General features: G+C 67.0%; 17 protein-coding genes and 1 tRNA gene. 5 read left to right on the forward strand and 13 right to left on the reverse strand.

Features of this window, described 5'->3' with window-relative positions; all coding sequences use genetic code 11:
• Positions 1 to 7: 7 nt before the first annotated feature.
• The gene (locus AC1DMS_RS11825; protein ID WP_012746449.1) at positions 8 to 847 is read right to left on the reverse strand and encodes a 2OG-Fe(II) oxygenase; all 840 of its coding nucleotides are present in this window, start codon (positions 845 to 847) and stop codon (positions 8 to 10) included.
• 156 nt (positions 848 to 1,003) lie between these two features.
• Positions 1,004 to 1,789 carry a peroxide stress protein YaaA gene (gene yaaA / locus AC1DMS_RS11830; RefSeq protein ID WP_278877801.1) on the reverse strand — a complete coding sequence of 262 codons (786 nt, stop codon included), beginning with the start codon at positions 1,787 to 1,789 and terminating at the stop codon, positions 1,004 to 1,006.
• A 107-nt stretch (positions 1,790 to 1,896) separates the two neighbouring features.
• Between yaaA and AC1DMS_RS11835 the strand changes: the two genes are divergently transcribed.
• Entirely contained in the window at positions 1,897 to 4,776 is a 2,880-nt protein-coding gene (locus AC1DMS_RS11835; RefSeq protein ID WP_307593521.1) for a valine--tRNA ligase, read from the forward strand.
• Between the two features lie 109 nt (positions 4,777 to 4,885).
• On the forward strand, positions 4,886 to 5,776 hold the full coding sequence (gene galU / locus AC1DMS_RS11840; protein WP_018903186.1) for a UTP--glucose-1-phosphate uridylyltransferase GalU: 891 nt from the start codon (positions 4,886 to 4,888) through the stop codon (positions 5,774 to 5,776).
• Between the two features lie 39 nt (positions 5,777 to 5,815).
• On the opposite strand, the gene AC1DMS_RS11845 is transcribed toward galU, so the two are convergent.
• The 3 genes from AC1DMS_RS11845 to cysM are packed head-to-tail and all read right to left on the reverse strand — an operon-like array spanning position 5,816 to position 7,522.
• Complete coding sequence (locus AC1DMS_RS11845; RefSeq protein WP_012746445.1) at positions 5,816 to 6,043, reverse strand: sulfurtransferase TusA family protein; 228 nt, start codon at positions 6,041 to 6,043, stop codon at positions 5,816 to 5,818.
• Positions 6,033 to 6,611 (reverse strand): NUDIX hydrolase, encoded by a 579-nt coding sequence (locus AC1DMS_RS11850; protein ID WP_012746444.1) that lies wholly within the window; start codon positions 6,609 to 6,611, stop codon positions 6,033 to 6,035. Before AC1DMS_RS11850 ends, AC1DMS_RS11845 begins: the two co-directional genes overlap by 11 nt.
• An 8-nt stretch (positions 6,612 to 6,619) precedes the next feature.
• Positions 6,620 to 7,522, reverse strand: coding sequence for a cysteine synthase CysM (gene cysM / locus AC1DMS_RS11855; protein WP_278877802.1), 903 nt, complete (start codon positions 7,520 to 7,522; stop codon positions 6,620 to 6,622).
• Positions 7,523 to 7,563: 41 nt separating this feature from the next.
• On the opposite strand from cysM, the gene AC1DMS_RS11860 reads away from it, so the two are divergent.
• Positions 7,564 to 7,648, forward strand: a tRNA-Leu gene (locus tag AC1DMS_RS11860).
• A gap of 28 nt (positions 7,649 to 7,676) precedes the next feature.
• On the opposite strand, the gene AC1DMS_RS11865 is transcribed toward AC1DMS_RS11860, so the two are convergent.
• Together AC1DMS_RS11865 and AC1DMS_RS11870 are read right to left on the reverse strand one after the other, a co-directional pair.
• Entirely contained in the window at positions 7,677 to 8,303 is a 627-nt protein-coding gene (locus AC1DMS_RS11865; RefSeq protein ID WP_478181045.1) for a DUF7002 family protein, read from the reverse strand.
• 4 nt (positions 8,304 to 8,307) lie between these two features.
• Complete coding sequence (locus AC1DMS_RS11870; RefSeq protein ID WP_062362967.1) at positions 8,308 to 9,249, reverse strand: SDR family oxidoreductase; 942 nt, start codon at positions 9,247 to 9,249, stop codon at positions 8,308 to 8,310.
• A 55-nt stretch (positions 9,250 to 9,304) separates the two neighbouring features.
• Here AC1DMS_RS11870 and AC1DMS_RS11875 point away from each other — a divergent pair, with 55 nt between their 5' ends.
• Both AC1DMS_RS11875 and AC1DMS_RS11880 read left to right on the forward strand, forming a co-directional pair.
• On the forward strand, positions 9,305 to 10,369 hold the full coding sequence (locus tag AC1DMS_RS11875) for a CDP-6-deoxy-delta-3,4-glucoseen reductase (RefSeq protein ID WP_018903181.1): 1,065 nt from the start codon (positions 9,305 to 9,307) through the stop codon (positions 10,367 to 10,369).
• A 37-nt stretch (positions 10,370 to 10,406) separates the two neighbouring features.
• Positions 10,407 to 11,384 carry a Bug family tripartite tricarboxylate transporter substrate binding protein gene (locus tag AC1DMS_RS11880; protein WP_027730918.1) on the forward strand — a complete coding sequence of 326 codons (978 nt, stop codon included), beginning with the start codon at positions 10,407 to 10,409 and terminating at the stop codon, positions 11,382 to 11,384.
• Between the two features lie 10 nt (positions 11,385 to 11,394).
• Here AC1DMS_RS11880 and AC1DMS_RS11885 read toward each other — a convergent pair whose 3' ends face one another.
• The 6 genes from AC1DMS_RS11885 to lolA form a co-directional block, all read right to left on the reverse strand.
• The gene (locus tag AC1DMS_RS11885) at positions 11,395 to 12,183 is read right to left on the reverse strand and encodes an ABC transporter ATP-binding protein (RefSeq protein ID WP_027730917.1); all 789 of its coding nucleotides are present in this window, start codon (positions 12,181 to 12,183) and stop codon (positions 11,395 to 11,397) included.
• Positions 12,184 to 12,199: 16 nt separating this feature from the next.
• Complete coding sequence (locus tag AC1DMS_RS11890; protein ID WP_012746437.1) at positions 12,200 to 12,973, reverse strand: ABC transporter ATP-binding protein; 774 nt, start codon at positions 12,971 to 12,973, stop codon at positions 12,200 to 12,202.
• Between the two features lie 19 nt (positions 12,974 to 12,992).
• Positions 12,993 to 14,192: an ABC transporter permease subunit gene (locus tag AC1DMS_RS11895; RefSeq protein WP_018903178.1), complete on the reverse strand. Its 1,200-nt coding sequence runs from the start codon at positions 14,190 to 14,192 to the stop codon at positions 12,993 to 12,995.
• Between the two features lie 13 nt (positions 14,193 to 14,205).
• On the reverse strand, positions 14,206 to 15,135 hold the full coding sequence (locus tag AC1DMS_RS11900; protein WP_012746435.1) for a branched-chain amino acid ABC transporter permease: 930 nt from the start codon (positions 15,133 to 15,135) through the stop codon (positions 14,206 to 14,208).
• A 239-nt stretch (positions 15,136 to 15,374) separates the two neighbouring features.
• Entirely contained in the window at positions 15,375 to 16,667 is a 1,293-nt protein-coding gene (locus AC1DMS_RS11905) for a replication-associated recombination protein A (protein ID WP_012746434.1), read from the reverse strand.
• A gap of 20 nt (positions 16,668 to 16,687) precedes the next feature.
• The gene (gene lolA / locus AC1DMS_RS11910) at positions 16,688 to 17,320 is read right to left on the reverse strand and encodes an outer membrane lipoprotein periplasmic chaperone LolA (protein ID WP_012746433.1); all 633 of its coding nucleotides are present in this window, start codon (positions 17,318 to 17,320) and stop codon (positions 16,688 to 16,690) included.
• Positions 17,321 to 17,327 lie beyond the last annotated feature (7 nt).

Here is a 17,327-nt window from a genome sequence, read left to right on the forward strand (position 1 = left end):
TGTCTGTTTATTTGAACTCGCGCTCGCGCAGCCACTTGGTGGCGACCCACTTCTCGCCCGCGAGCACGGGCGCGCCGCCATGCAGCGTGCGGGTGGCGGGGTCGGGTTCCTCGTAGCTGAAGAACACGCCGGTGCCGCGCACGGGCGCCACTTCCAGGCCCACGTCGGGGAAGGTGGTGGCGCCGCCCTGCCCGGGCTCCTGCAGGTACATCACGAGCGTGGCCACGCGCTGGCCGCCGCGCTTGAGGATGGTGGGCGTGCCGGGCTCGCCGGGGTCGAAGTAGTCGTAGTGCGGCCGATACTGGGCGCCGGGCGCATAGCGCAGGATCTGCAGGCCTTCGCCAAACTCCACCGGCCAGCGCAGCAGCGCGGCAATGCGCTGCTCGAGGCGCGCGACGATGTCGTTCTCGCCGCGCTCGAAGAACATGCCCTCGCTGGTGCGGTCGACGTTGAGCACCTCGCCGCCGGTGCGCGTCTCGACCGTGAGCGAGCGCGCCAGCCGCACCCGCGCCGCGGCAATCAGCCCTTCGCACTCTTCCGGCGATACCAGATTGCCGAACACGACGACGCGCGGATGCCGCATGGTCTGCAGCACCTGCACGCGGCGGTCGCCCGCGTCGATGTAGAGCGGCGCGCCTTCGAGGTCGGGGCCGGGCATTTCGGTGCGCCGCGGCCGGGCCACTTCCACGTGGGGAAAGCCGGCCTCGAGCTGCGCCAGCGCCAGGTCGGTGGCCGCGTCCTGCCAGCCGGCCGCGCGCATCGAGGCCCGCAGCGCAGGCACCGAATGCCCCGCCGCGAGCTGCGACACCAGCCATTCCCGGAGCTCCGGACTGATCGGTTGAGACATTTCTTCAATACTCCTCCATGCTGAAGCGAGCCCCGCAAGGCATGAAATTGCCATGGCCCATTCCAGGAACACCGCGGATCCGGCTTCGCCGGGCCGCCGGTGTTGCCCCCTGGAAGGGGGTTGGCGCAGCGACACGAAGTGCGCGAAGACTGGGGGTCATCCAAATTTCCTTCTGAACACCAGCCTTTCGGCCGTCGACGCCGTGGCATCGAAACCATAACCCTCGAGATCGAATTTTTCCAGCGCCTTGGGCGTGGCGGCCTTGTGCAGCACCGCCCAGCGCGCGAGCAGGCCGCGGGCGCGCTTGGCGTAGAAGCTCACGATCTTGTAGCGGTCACCCTTCCACTCCTCGAACACGCATTCGACCACGCGCGCCTTGAGCGCCTTCCGGTCCACCGACCTGAAGTACTCCTGCGAGGCCACATTGACCACCACGGGCGTGCGGTCCGCCGCCAGGCGCTGGTTCAGGTGCTCCGCAATGCGCGCGCCCCAGAAGGCATACAGGTCCTTGCCGTGCCGATTGGCAAGCGGCGTGCCCATCTCCAGCCGGTAGGGCTGCAGCAGGTCGAGCGGACGCAGCAGGCCGTAGAGGCCGCTCAGGATGCAGACGTGCTCCTGCGCCCAGGCCAGCTGCGCGGGCGTGAGCGAGCGCGCATCGAGCCCGCCGTAGACGTCGCCATCGAACGCGAAGGCGGCCTGGCGCGCATTCTTCGGCGTGCTCTTGCCGGACCAGGCCTGGTAGCGCGCCACGTTCAGCGCGGAGAGCTTGTCCGACAGGTGCATGAGCTCGGAGATCTGCTGCGGCGACTTCTCGCGCAGCAGCTTGATCAGTTCGGCCGAGGGGCCTCGGGGGGCTTCGAAATGGGGTTGGGTGGCGGGGACTTCGGTGGGAACGGGGGTGTCGTAGTCGAGCGATTTCGCAGGGGAGAGCAGGAAGAGCATCCCGGAATTATGTGGGGTGGGCCTGCCCCGGGGCGGCCCCGGTAAAATCGCCGGCTATCCCATCTTGTCCCCACGGCACCCCCGAAGGCGCCGCTTCTGCATTTCCCATGAGCGAACCCACCACCCCTTCCGCCCAGCCTGGACTGGAGAGCCTCTCCAAGTCGTTCGAACCCGCCGCCATCGAGGCGCACTGGGGCCCCGAGTGGGAAAAGCGCGGCTACGCCAAGGCGGGCTTTCGCGGCACGCAGGCGCCCAAGGAAGGCGCCGATTCGTTCGCCATCCAGCTGCCGCCGCCCAACGTGACGGGCACGCTGCACATGGGCCATGCGTTCAACCAGACCATCATGGACAGCCTGGCGCGCTACCACCGCATGAAGGGCGACAACACGCTGTGGGTGCCGGGCACCGACCATGCGGGCATCGCGACGCAGATCGTGGTGGAGCGCCAGCTGCAGGAACAGAAGATCAGCCGCCACGACCTCGGCCGCAAGAACTTCGTGGCACGCGTGTGGGAATGGAAGGAAAAGTCGGGCAACACCATCACCGAGCAGATGCGCCGCATGGGCGACACGGTCGACTGGAGCCGCGAATACTTCACGATGGACGAGGACCTGTCCAAGGTGGTCACGCAGACCTTCGTCTCGCTCTATGAAGAAGGCCTGATCTACCGCGGCAAGCGGCTGGGCAACTGGGACCCGGTGCTCAAGACCTCGGTGAGCGACCTCGAAGTGGAAAGCGAAGAGGAAGACGGCTCGCTCTGGCACATCGCTTATCCGCTGGCAGACGGCAGCGGCACGCTCACGGTGGCCACCACGCGGCCCGAGACCATGCTCGGCGACACGGCCGTGATGGTCCACCCCGAGGACGAGCGTTACCGGCAGCTGATCGGCAAGCAGGTGCGGCTGCCGCTGGTGGACCGGCTCATTCCCATCATTGCCGACGACTACGTGGACAAGGAATTCGGCACCGGCGTGGTCAAGGTGACGCCCGCGCACGACTACAACGACTACGCGGTCGGCCAGCGCCACAAGCTCGAGCTGATCGGCATCCTCGCGCTCGACGCCACCATCAACGACAACGCGCCCGAGAAGTACCGCGGCATGGACCGCTTCGTGGCACGCAAGGCCATCGTGGCCGACCTCGATGCGCTCGGCCTCCTGGTCGAGGTGAAGAAGCACAAGCTCATGGTGCCGCGCTGCGCGCGCTCCGGTGCCATCGTCGAGCCGATGCTCACCGACCAGTGGTACGTGGCCATGACGCGTCCGGGCGCCGACGGCACCTCGATCGCACAGAAGGCCATCGACGTGGTGAAGACCGGCGAGGTGCGCTTCGTGCCCGAGAACTGGGTCAACACCTACAACCACTGGATGGAGAACATCCAGGACTGGACCATCTCGCGCCAGCTCTGGTGGGGCCACCAGATCCCGGCCTGGTACGACGAGGACGGCAAGGTGTACGTGGCGCATGACGAGGCCGAGGCGCAGGCCAAGGCGCCGGGCAAGACGCTTCGCCGCGACGAGGACGTGCTCGACACCTGGTATTCGTCCGCGCTGGTGCCCTTCTCCTCGCTCGGCTGGCCCGAGAAGACCGAGGACCTCGCGCTGTACCTGCCCTCCACGGTGCTCGTGACGGGCTACGACATCATCTTCTTCTGGGTCGCCCGGATGATCATGATGACCAAGCACTTCACCGGCAAGGTGCCGTTCAAGGACGTCTACATCCACGGCCTGGTGCGCGACGCACAGGGCAAGAAGATGAGCAAGTCCGAAGGCAACGTGCTCGACCCGGTCGACCTGATCGACGGCATTGCGCTGCCCGAACTGCTCGACAAGCGCACGCAGGGCCTGCGCAAGCCCGAGACCGCGCCTGCCGTGCGCAAGAACACGCAGAAGGAATTTCCCGATGGCATTCCGGCCTTCGGCGCCGATGCGCTGCGCTTCACCTTCGCTTCGCTCGCATCGCTGGGCCGCAGCATCAACTTCGACAGCAAGCGCTGCGAGGGCTACCGCAACTTCTGCAACAAGCTCTGGAACGCCACGCGCTTCGTGCTGATGAACTGCGAAGGGCAGGACTGCGGCCTGCGCGAGCACACGAAAGAAGAATGCAAGGTGGGCGGCCCTGCGCATGGCTACCTGAAGTTCAGCCGCGCCGATTTCTGGATCGCATCGCAGCTGCAGCGCGTCGAGGCCGAAGTGGCCAAGGGCTTCGAGGAATACCGGCTCGACAACGTGGCCAACGCCATCTACCAGTTCGCCTGGGACGAGTTCTGCGACTGGTACCTGGAGATCGCCAAGGTGCAGATCCAGACCGGCGACGATGCGCAAAAGCGCGCGACGCGCCGCACGCTGATCCGCACGCTCGAAGCCTTGCTGCGCCTCGCGCACCCGGTGATTCCGTTCATCACCGAGGAACTCTGGCAGAAGGTGGCGCCCGTCGCCGGACGCGAGGGCGAATCGATCATGGTCGCGGCCTACCCCCAGAGCCAGCCCGGGAAGATCGACGAAGCGGCCGAGGCGCATGTGGCGCGCCTGAAGGCGCTGGTCGATGCCTGCCGCACGCTGCGCGGCGAAATGAACGTGTCGCCCGCGGTGCGCCTGCCGCTCTATGCGGTGGCCGACGATGCCGAGGGCGCGGCCTTCCTGCGCGACGCGGCGCCGGTGCTGCAGGCACTGGCCAAGCTCAAGGAAGTGAAGGTCTTCGACGACGAGGCTTCCTGGTCGGCGGCGGCCGAAGCGGCGCCCGTGGCCGTGGTCGGCACGGCGCGCCTGTGCCTGCACATGGAGATCGACAAGGCCGCCGAGCGCGCGCGCATCGGCAAGGAAATTGCCCGCATCGAGGGCGAGATCCTCAAGGTGAACGGCAAGCTCGGCAATGAAGCCTTCGTGGCCAAGGCACCGCCGGCCGTGATCGAGCAGGAGCGCAAGCGCCTGGCCGATTTCAGCACCATGTTGGAGCGTCTTCGCGACCAGCTTGTGCGTCTCGGCTGACACACGCGGGCCTGGGCAAGGTTTAGCATGGCAACGACGGCCTTTCCGTGCCGCCGTTGATCCATCGAACCCTCTTCTTCAACTGAACGAACAGACGCCCAAATTGTCCATGCCCACTCCCTCGACACGCATCCGCAAGGCCGTATTTCCTGTTGCAGGTTTCGGCACCCGCTTTCTGCCCGCCACCAAGGCGCAGCCCAAGGAAATGCTGCCGGTTGTCGACAAGCCACTCATCCAGTACGCGGTTGAGGAAGCCTACGCGGCGGGCATTCGCGACATGATTTTCGTAACTGGCCGAAACAAACGTGCCATCGAAGACCACTACGACACCGCCTACGAACTCGAGAGCCAGCTCGAGGCCAGCGGCAAGCTCGAACTGCTCAACATCGCGCGCTCGGTCATGCCCGACGACATGACCTGCTCCTACGTGCGCCAGCCGCGCATGCTGGGACTCGGCCATGCGGTGCTGTGCGCCGAACACCTGGTGGGCAACGAGCCCTTCGCCGTGCTGCTGGCCGACGACCTGATGGTCGGCCCTGTGGGCGGCGCACCGGTGCTCGCGCAGATGACGGCCGCCTTCGGCAAGCTCGGTGCTTCGGTGCTCGCGGTGCAGGAAGTGCCGCTCGAACACGTCAAGCGCTACGGCATCGTGGCGGGCGAATCGATCGGCGACGACCTCGTGAAGGTCGATCGCATGATCGAGAAGCCCTCGCCGGACAAGGCACCTTCGCGCCTTGGCGTGGCGGGCCGCTACATCCTCACGCCCGGCGTGTTCGACGAGATCCGCAACCAGCCCAAGGGCGCGGGCGGCGAGATCCAGCTCACCGATGGCATCGCGGCGCTGATGAAGAAGGAAGCGGTCTACGCCTATGCCTACAAGGGCACGCGCTACGACTGCGGCAGCAAGGAAGGCTTCCTGCAAGCCTCTGTGGAGCTTGCGCTCGCGCACCCCGAGGTCGGCGGGCAGTTCCGCGAATACCTCAAGAGCCTGGAGCTCTGAAGAAAAAGGGCCCGGCGGGGCCCTTTTCTTTTCCGGCGCTCAGCGCCTCTTCAGCACGTGGATGAAGTCGCTGCCGATCGTCTGCTGCTCGACCAGCTCGTTGCCGGTCTGCCGCGCAAAGGCCTGGAAGTCGCGCAGCGATCCCGGGTCGGTCGACACCACCTTCAGCAGCTGGCCGCTCGCCATGTCGTTGAGCGATTTCTTGGCCTTGAGAATGGGCAGCGGGCAGTTCAGGCCCCGCGTATCGAGTTCGCGGTCAACCTGCATGCTTCGGCTCCTCGGGCGGCAGGTTCAGGCCGCGCCGCCGTTCCTCGTTTTCCGCCGCGGTAAAGAACACCGGCTCGTGCCCCCGCGTGCGCAGCCAGTCGGCCAGCGCATAGCCGGTGCCCGCGGGCCAGCACTTGAGATCGGGCAGGTCGTAGAGGCGGTAGTCCAGCAGCTCGGGCGAAAGCTTGACCTCGCCATCGGCCACCACGTGGTAGGCGATGATGATCTGGTTCATGCGCTGGAAGTCGTACGCGCCCACGAGTTGGGTCGCGCTCACGTCGAGGTTGGTTTCTTCCTTGACCTCGCGCGCAATGCCTTCCTCGGGCGTTTCGCCGGCTTCCATGAAGCCGGTGATCAGCGCATACATCTTCACCGGCCAGGCGGCGTTTCGCGCCAGCAGCACCTGGCCGCGGTACTCGACGATGGCTGCGAGCACGGGCGTGGGGTTGTTCCAGTGCGTGTGGCCGCAGGAGGGGCAGCGCAGGCGCTCCTTGGGACCGCCGTCTTCCATCAGTGCGATCCATTCGAGCGGCGTGGCGCAGGCCTGGCAGAACTTGGGATGGGCCATGGCTTCGGTCAGGCGGGAAAGACGCCGGTCGACAGGTACCGGTCGCCGCGGTCGCACACCACGAACACGATGGTCGCATTCTCGACCGTCTTGGCAACCTCGAGCGCCACCCAGAGCGCGCCGGCCGCGGAGATGCCGCCGAAGATGCCCTCCTCGCGCGCAAGGCGCCGGCACATCTCCTCGGCGTTGTCCTGGCTCACGCTGATTTCATCGTCGACCCGGCTCGGGTCGTAGATCTTGGGCAGGTATTCGGCCGGCCACTTGCGGATGCCCGGGATGCGCGAGCCCTCGGCCGGCTGCGCGCCGATGATGCGCACCGCGGGGTTCTTTTCCTTCAGGAAGCGCGAGACGCCGGTGATGGTGCCGGTGGTGCCCATGGCGCTCACGAAATGCGTGATCTTGCCCTTGGTGTCGGCCCAGATCTCGGGGCCGGTGGTCTCGTAGTGGATGCGCGGGTTGTCGGCATTGGCGAATTGGTCGAGCACCCGGCCCTTGCCCTGCGCCACCATCTGCTCGGCCAGGTCGCGCGCGTATTCCATGCCGCCGCTCTTGGGCGTGAGCACCAGCTCGGCGCCGAAGGCCTTCATGGTCTGGGCGCGCTCGACGGACAGGTCCTCCGGCATGATCAGCACCATGCGGTAGCCCTTGATGGCCGCGGCCATGGCCAGCGCGATGCCGGTGTTGCCCGAGGTGGCTTCGATCAGCGTGTCGCCGGGCTTGATCTCGCCGCGCTCCTCGGCGCGCTTGATCATCGAAAGCGCAGGACGATCCTTCACCGAGCCCGCGGGATTGTTGCCTTCCAGCTTGCCGAGGATGACATTGCCGCGCCTGGCGTTTTCGGCCGCATCGATGCGTTGCAGTGCCACCAGGGGGGTCTTGCCGATGGCGTCTTCGATCGTCGGATAATTCATGGCAGCCACTGTGCCATAATTTTGGGCTTCCTTCCGGATGTGCCCGGGTGGTGAAATTGGTAGACGCAGGGGACTCAAAATCCCCCACCGAAAGGTGTGCCGGTTCGATTCCGGCCCCGGGCACCACCCCCTCTCCCTCTTTTTCTGCCTGCCCTCACGCAGCCCCGATCATTTCGGTCGCCGTGACATGGCGCATCGCGTCCGGCACGGCCGCGGCGCGCAGCACCAGCTCGGCCGGCCGATGGCTCGCAGCCCGCACCGCCTGCTCCGGCAGCGCCTCCGACGCCCATCCCTTCGCCTGCCATTGCTTGAGCGGCACCAGCGTTCGCAGCCCGCGCGGTGCAGCCTTGCGCAGGGCGCTTCCGACGTTGAATGGCGTAACGTGCGCGACAGCCTCGTAGGCGGCCGCCAGCGCATGCGCGTCGAAAGTCAGCAGCACCTGCGGCCGGCCGCGCAGGGCGGCGCGATGGCGCTGCACCCTTTCAGGGCCCAGCCAGAAGAACACGCAGCCGTTGAGCAGCACATACCAGTCGGCCGGCGCCAGGCCGGGATCGAGGCAGCGTGCCAGTGCTCCGGGCGGCATGGGACGCTGGTCGCGGATGTAGCGGCCGTCGGGCAGCGTGACGCCCTCGGGCCGGTGCGCGCGCACCGAGGCTTCGACTTCAGCGCCGAAGGCGCCGCGCCGCAGCAGCTCGTCGGTGCTGCACAGCCCCTGCTGCTGCACCGCCGGCCAGTTGGCAGCGTCGACGAAATGAAAGGCCTTCGCGGGCAGGTTCGGCACGGCTTCAGGCTGCTGCTGCTTCTTCGCGCAGGCCGGTGTGCACCGTCGGGTGCGCGAGCCGCACGCGCAGTTCGCGCTTGAGCCGCGTGTTGTCGAGCCGGCGCGATTCGCCCATGAAGCTCAGCAGCTGCAAGGGCAGTTGGCGCTGGGCTTCCTCGCGGGCCACGCGCGGCGGGCGCGGCATGCCGTACAGGTCGGCCGCCAGGTCGATGTAGTCGCCCATGCGCAGCTCGGTGTCGTCCGAGGCATGCACGATGCGCTGCGGCCGGCCGCGGAACAGCGCCGCCACGCAGGCCCGCGCAAGATCGTCGGCATGGATGTGGCTGGTGAACACGTCGTCCTCGCGCCGCAGCACCGGTGTGCCGCGCGCGAGCCGCTGGCGCGGCGTGCCGCCCTCGCGGTCGGGCGCATAGATGCCCGGGATGCGCAGGATGCTGGCGCGCACACCCGCGCTGCGGCCGAGCCAGCGCACCGCGCGCTCGGCGTCCACGCGGCGGTGGGCGCGGGGCGTGTCGGGCCGCACGGGGCGCGTTTCGCTCACGCGCGCGCCGCCGCAGTCGCCATAGACGCCGCTGGTGGAGCCGTAGACGAACGCCAGCGGCACGGAACGCAGCCGCAGCGCGCGCGCCAGCGCCGTGGTGCGCTGGTCGCGCCACCAGGCGGCGCCGCCGTCGCGCGCCGGTGGCGCCAGGTGCAGCACGCGGGTGGCCACGCCGGCCAGGCGGCGCAGCGTGGCCGGATCGTCCAGGTTGCCCTGGAGCGGACGGATGCCCGCCGCCCGCAGGGCCGGCACCCGTTCGCCCGATGAAGTGAGCGCCACCAGCTGCATGCGGCCGCGCAGGCTGCGTGCCACGCGCTGGCCGACGTCCCCGCAGCCCACGATCAGCAGGCGTTCGCGGCGAAAGCGCGCCGGCAGCGCGCCGGAAGGGCTATTGATTGAAGGCAAAATCCGAGTTCCTTTCCCTTTTCAGACCCAGGCTGAAACAAGCCGAAGAATACCGATGACTGTTGCAGCGCCGCATGAAGCGGGCTTTTCCATCACCGTCGAGCCCAGCGGGCGTCATTTCGTGGTGCATGGCGACGAAACCATTCTCGCGGCCGGCATCCGCCAGGGCATCGGCCTTCCCTATGGCTGCAAGGATGGCGCCTGCGGCTCGTGCAAGTGCCGGAAGCTCTCGGGCGAGGTCGAGCTCGGGCCGCACCAGAGCAAGGCGCTGAGCGCCGAAGAGCAGCTGGCCGGCTTCGTGCTCACCTGCTGCGCCCATGCCAAGAGCGACGTGGTGCTCGAGTCGCGCCAGGTCACCGAGGCCGGCGCCCTGCCGATCCGCAAGATGCCGGTGCGGGTGCTGGCGCTCACGCGGCTCTCCCACGACGTGATGAAGCTGCGCCTGCAGCTGCCGGCCGGCGAGCCGCTGCAGTTCCATGCGGGCCAGTATGTGGAATTCATCCTGCGCGACGGCGCGCGCCGCAGCTACTCGATGGCCAATGCGCCGCACACGCTGGCCGAACCGGGCACGGGCATCGAGCTGCACCTGCGGCATCTGCCGGGCGGCAAGTTCACCGACCATGTGTTCGGCGCCATGAAGGAAAAGGAAATCCTTCGCATCGAAGGCCCCTACGGCAGCTTCTTCCTGCGCGAGGATTCGGCCAAGCCGATGATCCTGCTGGCTTCGGGCACCGGCTTTGCGCCCATCAAGGCGCTGCTCGAGCACATGAAGTTCAAGGGCATCGAGCGGGCCGCCACGCTCTACTGGGGCGGCCGCCGGCCCGAAGACCTCTACATGGACGCCTGGGTGCGCGAACAGCTGAAGGAGATGCCGAACCTGCGCTACGTGCCGGTCATCTCCAACGCCACGCCGGAAGACAACTGGAACGGCCGCACGGGCTTCGTGCATCGCGCGGTGCTGGAGGACTTTGCCGATCTTTCGGGCCACCAGGTGTATGCCTGCGGCGCGCCGATCGTGGTCGACTCGGCCCGGCACGACTACGTGGCGCTGGCCGGCCTGCCCGACGAAGAATTCTTCGCCGACGCGTTCACCACCGAGGCCGACAAGGCGCTTCCCTGATCCCCGCTTTCCCTTTTCTCCGAGACGACATCAAAGAATGAAGACGAGACACTTCCTCCTCGCGCTGCTCGCCGGCGCCACGCTGCTGGCCACCGCTGGCCAGGCCGCGGCCCAGCAGCAGCGCCCGATCCGCCTCGTGGTGCCCTACGCCGCTGGCGGCCCCATCGACGTCACGGCCCGCATGCTGGCCGAACGCGTGAAGGACTCCCTGGGCACGGTCATCATCGACAACAAGCCCGGTGCGGGCGGCAACATCGGCGCCGACATCGTGGCCAAGGCGGCGCCCGACGGCCTCACCATCGGCATTGCGGCCACCGCCACCCACGCGGTGAATCCGTGGCTCTACAGCAAGATCCCGTTCAACGCGGCGACCGACTTCGCGCCCATCACGCAGATGGTGCGCGTGCCGAACGTGCTGGTGATGAATGCGGAAACGGCGCAGCGCCTCAAGATCAACAGCGTGGCCGACCTGATCCGCTACGCCAAGGCCAACCCCGCCAAGCTCAATTACGGCAGCGGCGGCAACGGCAGCGCCGGGCATCTGGCGGGCGAGCTGTTCAAGAAGCAGGCCGGCATCTTCGCGCTGCACATTCCGTACAACGGCGGCAATCCGGCGCAGCTGGCGCTGCTCTCGGGCCAGGTCGACTTCAACTTCGACAACCTGGCCACGGCGGCGCCGAACATCCGCTCGGGCAAGCTCAAGGCCATTGCCGTGACGACCTTGCAGCGCAGCAGCGCCATGCCCGAGCTGCCGCCGGTGGCCGACACGCTCAAGGGCTTCTCGATCGACACCTGGTGGGGCCTGGTGGCACCGGCCGGCACGCCGCACGACGTGGTCGTGAAGCTCAACCAGGCCTTCGTGGCGGCGCTGAACGCACCGGAAACGAAGACCCGTTTTGCCACGCTGCTGGCCGAGCCGGTCGCCAATTCGCCCGAGCAGTTCGGCGCGTTCATGAAGAGCGAACTCTCCAAGTACGAAGCCGTCGTGAAGGCGACCGGCGCCAGGGTCGACTGACCCTTGGAGCTTATTCGCCGAGGTAGGCGGCCCGCACGCGCGGGTCGCTCAGCAGATCCTTGGCGTCGCCCGTCATCGTGATGAGGCCCGACTCCATCACGTAGCCGCGGTCGGCCAGCTGCAGCGCGCGGTTGGCGTTCTGCTCCACCAGCAGGATGGTCACGCCTTGCGCGGCCACGGTCTGCACCACCTCGAAGATCTTGTCGCACATGATCGGCGACAGGCCCATGGTGGGCTCGTCGAGCAGCAGCACCTTGGGGCGCGCCATGAGTGCGCGGCCCATGGCCAGCATCTGCTGTTCGCCGCCCGACATGGTGCCCGCGAGCTGGTCCTTGCGCTCGCGCAGCCGCGGGAAGGTCACGAACACGCGCTCCATGTCGCTCGCGATCTCGGCCTTGTCCTTGCGGATGTAGGCACCGATCTGCAGGTTCTCGGTGATCGTCATGCGCGTGAACACGCCGCGGCCTTCGGGCACCATCACGAGGCCCTCGCCCACCAGGTCCCAGGCGCCGCGCCCCTTGATGTTGCGGCCCAGGAATTCGATGGTGCCGGCACCCGCCGGCAATGTGCCGGTGATCGCCTTCATTGTGGTGGTCTTGCCGGCGCCGTTGGAGCCGATCAGCGACACCAGTTCGCCTTCGTGGACCTCGAAGTCCACACCCTTCACCGCCTGGATGCCGCCGTAGCCGACCTTGAGGCCGCTGACCTTGAGCAGCGTCTTGCCAGGGGCGTTGGCCGCGGTCTTGCGCGGGGTTGCAGTTGCCGTTGCCGTCGTTGTTGTTTCTTCTGCGCTCGTCATCGTCGTCGTCGCCATTTCAGTGTCCTCCGGTGCCGAGGTAGGCCTCGATCACCTTTTCGTTCTTCTGCACGTCGTAGGGCGTGCCTTCGGCGATCTGCTTGCCGTAGTCGAGCACGGTGACGCGGTCGCACAGGCCCATGATGAGCTTGACGTCGTGTTCGATGATGAGAATGGTGCGGTCGTCCTTGCGGATGCGGTCGATCAGTTCGCGCAGCAGCACCTTCTCGGTCGAGTTCATGCCGGCGGCGGGCTCGTCGAGTGCGATGAGCTGCGGGTCGGTGGCCAGTGCGCGCGCAATCTCGAGCCGGCGCTGGTCGCCGTACGACAGCGTGCGCGCCTTGTAGTCGGCGAACTTGCCGATGCCCACGTACTCGAGCAGCTCGTGCGCGCGGTCGGCGATGGCTTTTTCCTCGGCCTTGAAGCTGCCGGTGCGCAGCATCGCGCCGAACACGCCCGAATGCGTGCGGATGTGCCGCCCCACCATGACGTTCTCGAGGGCCGTCATTTCGGAGAACAGGCGGATGTTCTGGAAGGTGCGCGCAATGCCGGCCTTGGCCACTTCGTGCACGGCCGTGGGCTGGTAGGGCTTGCCGGCCAGCTCGAAGCTGCCGCTGTCGGGCGTGTAGAGCCCGGTGATCACGTTGAAGAAGGTGGTCTTGCCGGCGCCGTTGGGGCCGATGAGGCCGTAGACCTGGCCGCGCTTGATGGTGATGCCGACGTCGGAAAGCGCCTGCAGGCCGCCGAAGCGCTTGGAGATGCCGCGAACGTCGAGGATGGTGTCTGTCGTCATGTTGATTTTCTCCTTCGGCTCACGGATTGATCGACATGGGGCGCGAGGCCGCACCCGGCAGTTCGTCGGCCGGCGTCTCGATGCCCGGCGCATGGGTCTGCAGCGACCCCGGCGCCACCGGTGCGCCGGGGGCAGCGGCCCCCTTGCGCTGCAATGTCTTGCCGTGCTCGGGCGAAGGCCAGAGGCCGCGTGGACGCACCAGCATGATGATGATCATGGCCAGCGCAATGAAGAGCTGGCGCAGGATGGACGCGTCGAGGCGGCCGTCGGTCATGGCCTGCAGCGGGCCGGCCACATAGCGCAGCACCTCGGGCAGCGCAGCCAGCAGCACGGCGCCGAGGATCACGCCCGGCAGGTGGCCGATGCCGCCCAGCACCACCATGGCAACGATCATCACCGACTCCATGAGGCTGAACGACTCCGGCGAGACAAAACCCTGGAAGGCCGCGAACATGGCGCCCGACACGCCGCCGAAGCTCGCGCCCATGCCGAAGGCCAGCAGCTTCATGTTGCGGGTATTGATGCCCATGGCCTTGGCGGCGATCTCGTCTTCGCGGATCGCCATCCAGGCGCGCCCGATGCGCGACATCTGCAAGCGGTGCGAGATGATGATCGTGGCCACCACCAGCGCAAGGAACAGGTAGTAGTAGAGCGTGACCGAGGAGATCGAGAAGCCGTCGAACTTCCACGCCTTGCCGAGGTCGAGCCCCCAGAACTTGACGGAGTCGATGGCCGTGATGCCCTTGGGTCCGTTGGTGATGTTGATCGGCTGGTCGAGGTTGTTCAGGAACACCCGGATGATCTCGCCGAAGCCGAGCGTCACGATGGCCAGGTAGTCGCCGCGCAGCTTGAGCGTGGGCGCACCGAGCAGCACGCCCAGCATGCCGGCCACCACGAGCGCCAGCGGTATCACGATGAGCAGCGAGGTGTGCAGCCCGTTCGGGAACATGGCCTTGAACCACGGAAAGGTGTCGGACAGGTGCGACGAGCCCATCAGCGCGAACAGGTAGGCCCCGATCGCAAAGAAGGCCACATAGCCCAGGTCGAGCAGGCCGGCATAGCCGACGACGATGTTCAGGCCGAGCGAGAGCATCACGTAGAGCAATGCGATGTCGGCAATGCGCACCCAGGCGTTGCCCTGGCTCTGCAGGAAGATCGGCAGTGCGAGCACCGCGACGACGCCCAGGATGTAGAGCGCGAGGTTCTTGCTGTTCTTCATGGTGTGCTGCTCCTCAGGCCCGATCCGCCACGCGCTCGCCGAGCAGGCCCGAGGGCCGCAGCGTGAGCATGACGATCAACACGATGAAAGCGAAGATGTCGCTGTAGTTGCTGCCCAGCACGCCACCCGTGAGGGTGCCGATGTAGCCGGAGCCGATGGCTTCGATCAACCCGAGCAGGATGCCGCCGACCACCGCGCCGGCCAGGTTGCCGATGCCGCCGAACACCGCCGCGGTGAAGGCCTTGAGGCCGGGCAGGAAGCCCATCGCGTGCTGCGCGATGCCGTAGTTGGAGGCGTACATGACGCCCGCGATGGCCGCGAGCACGGCACCGATGATGAAGGTGGCCGAAATGACCATGTCGGGCCGGATGCCCATCAGCGCCGCGACGCGCGGGTTCTCGGCGGTGGCGCGCATCGCGCGGCCGAGCTTGGTGTAGTTGACCAGCCACATCAGCACCACGAGCGAGAACGCCGTGACGCTCAGGATCATGACCTGCGTGGGCGAGATCACCGCGCCGCCCACCTCGATGGGCGTGGTCGACAGCAGGTTGGGATAGGCCTTGTTGGTGGGCTTCCAGATGATCATGGCCAGCGTCTGCAGCAGGATCGACATGCCGATGGCCGTGATGAGCGGTGCGAGCTTGGGACTGTTGCGAAGCGGCCGGTAGGCGACCTTCTCGATCACGAAGTTGAGCGTGGCTGCAACGATGCAGGCGATGATCAGCGCGATGATGAGGATCAGCCAGCCGGGCGTGCCGGGCATGGATTCCTTCATGAGCCCGATGATGGTCCAGCTCGTGAGCGCCCCCACCATCAGCACTTCGCCGTGCGCAAAATTGATCAGATTGATGATGCCGTACACCATGGTGTAGCCCAAGGCTATCAAGGCATACATGCTGCCCAGGACCAGACCGTTGATGATCTGCTGCAGCAATATTTCCATAACGCGTTCCCTATTTGTTGCACCGTTGCGGGGTGCTGTTCACCCACCTTGGCACCGGTTTGGCACCTTGGCTTGATAAGCAAAAAACCAGCCAACATGTGCCGCTGGCTGATTTGTGGGCGGGATTGTAAGCACCCACCAGCGCCGATTTGGTGCGCCTTGCCCGGGGTTTACCCGCTCATGCCATGCTGTATGCGAGTGAAGTCATGCATGGCGTACGCGCATGGCGAAAAGGCGTATCACTCCTCGCGCTGGCCGTTCAGGCGGCGCAGTTCGCGCAGCTTCTCCGCGATGCGGATTTCAAGCCCGCGCTCGACGGGCTGGTAGAAAACCTGGCCCTCGAGGCCATCGGGCAGGTAGCGCTCGCCCGCGGCAAAGCCGCCTTCCTCGTCGTGCGCGTAGCGGTACCCCTTGCCGTAGTCGAGGTCCTTCATGAGCTTGGTGGGCGCGTTGCGCAGGTGCATCGGCACCGGGCGGGTGCTGTCCTTCTTGATGAGCGCGCGCACGGCGTTGTAGGCGGTGTAGACCGCATTCGACTTGGGCGCCATCGCCAGGTAGACCACGCACTCGGCCAGCGCGAGTTCGCCCTCGGGCGTGCCCAGGCGCTCATACACCTCGGCGGCGTCGAGCGCGAGCCGCAGCGCGCGCGGGTCGGCCAGGCCGATGTCCTCGCTGGCCATGCGCACCAGCCGGCGCGCCATGTAGCGCGGATCGGCGCCGCCGTCGAGCATGCGCACGAACCAGTAGAGCGAGGCGTCGGGGTCGCTGCCGCGCACCGACTTGTGCAGCGCGCTGATGGTGTCGTAGAACTGCTCGCCGCCCTTGTCGTAGCGCCGCATGCGTTCGCCGAGCACGCGCAGCAGCCATTCGTCGGTGATGTGGCCGAGCTTCTCGGCGCGGGCCGCGACGGCCAGCGTCTCGAGCGTGTTGAGCAGGCGCCGCGCATCGCCGTCGGCATAGGCGACGAGCCGGTCGATGGCCGTGTCCTCGATGCCCGGCACTGCCTGGATGGCCTGCGCCTTGGCCACGATCTGCTTGAGGTCGGCCTCGGTGAGCGGTTGCAGCACGTACACGGCCGCACGCGAAAGCAAGGCCGAGTTGACCTCGAACGAGGGGTTCTCGGTGGTGGCGCCAATGAAGGTGAAGAGCCCCGATTCCACATGCGGCAGGAACGCGTCCTGCTGGCTCTTGTTGAAGCGGTGCACCTCGTCGACGAAGACGATCGTGCGCCGCTGCTCCAGGCCGTCGCGCGCCGCCGTGGCGCGTTCGACCGCATCGCGGATGTCCTTCACGCCGCCGAGCACCGCGCTGATGCTGAGGAACTGCGCATCGAAGGCATCGGCCATCAGCCGCGCGATGGTCGTCTTGCCGGTGCCGGGCGGCCCCCAGAGGATGCACGAATGCGGCTGGCCCGATTCGAAGGCAATGCGCAGCGGCATGCCCGGCCCCAGCAGGTGCTGCTGGCCGATGACCTCGCCGAGCGTCTTCGGACGCAGGCGCTCGGCAAGGGGTTGATGCGAACTGGTGGCCAAACCTGCGGTGCGTCCGGTGGCTATTGCTTGATGACGTCGGCGCCGGCGGGCGCCTTGAATTCGAACGCGCTGGCGGGCAGCGCCGGATTCACTTCGACCTTGCTGAACTTGAGCACCGAGCGCTGCCCGAAGCTGTCAAGGATCTCGAGCGCCGCCAGCGCGTCGCCCTGGAAGCCGACCTGCACGTTCTGCAGCTGGCCGTCCTTGTTCTTGGGCGTGGCCTTGACCCACTGCAGGCCGTCGCGCTCGGGCGCGGCCTCGAGCGTGAAGTCGGCCTGCAGCGCCCGCAGATCGGGTGCCGCGGCAATCAGCGCGGCGGGCGTGGAGCCGAGCGCCTGCGACTGGGCGCGCTGCGTGACCTGGTTCAGGTCGGCGTCGTAGAGCCACAGCGTCTTGCCGTCGGCCACGATGCTCTGGGCAAAGGGCTTCTGATAGTCGAACTTGAACTTGCCGGGCCGCTGGAATTCGAAGGTGCCGGTGGAGGTCTTGGTGCGGCCGGGCTGCCCTTCGCGCGGCGGCGCCGTCACGGTCTGGGTGAACTCGGCGCGGCCCGACTTGACCGTCTTCACGAAGGCCTCGAGGCTTTCAAGGCCGCCGGCCCAGGCGTTGGCGGAACACAGGAGGCCGATCAACAGCCAATGGCGAATTTTCAATTGGGGC

The sequence above is a fragment of the Variovorax sp. 05T418 genome, assembly GCF_056396385.1.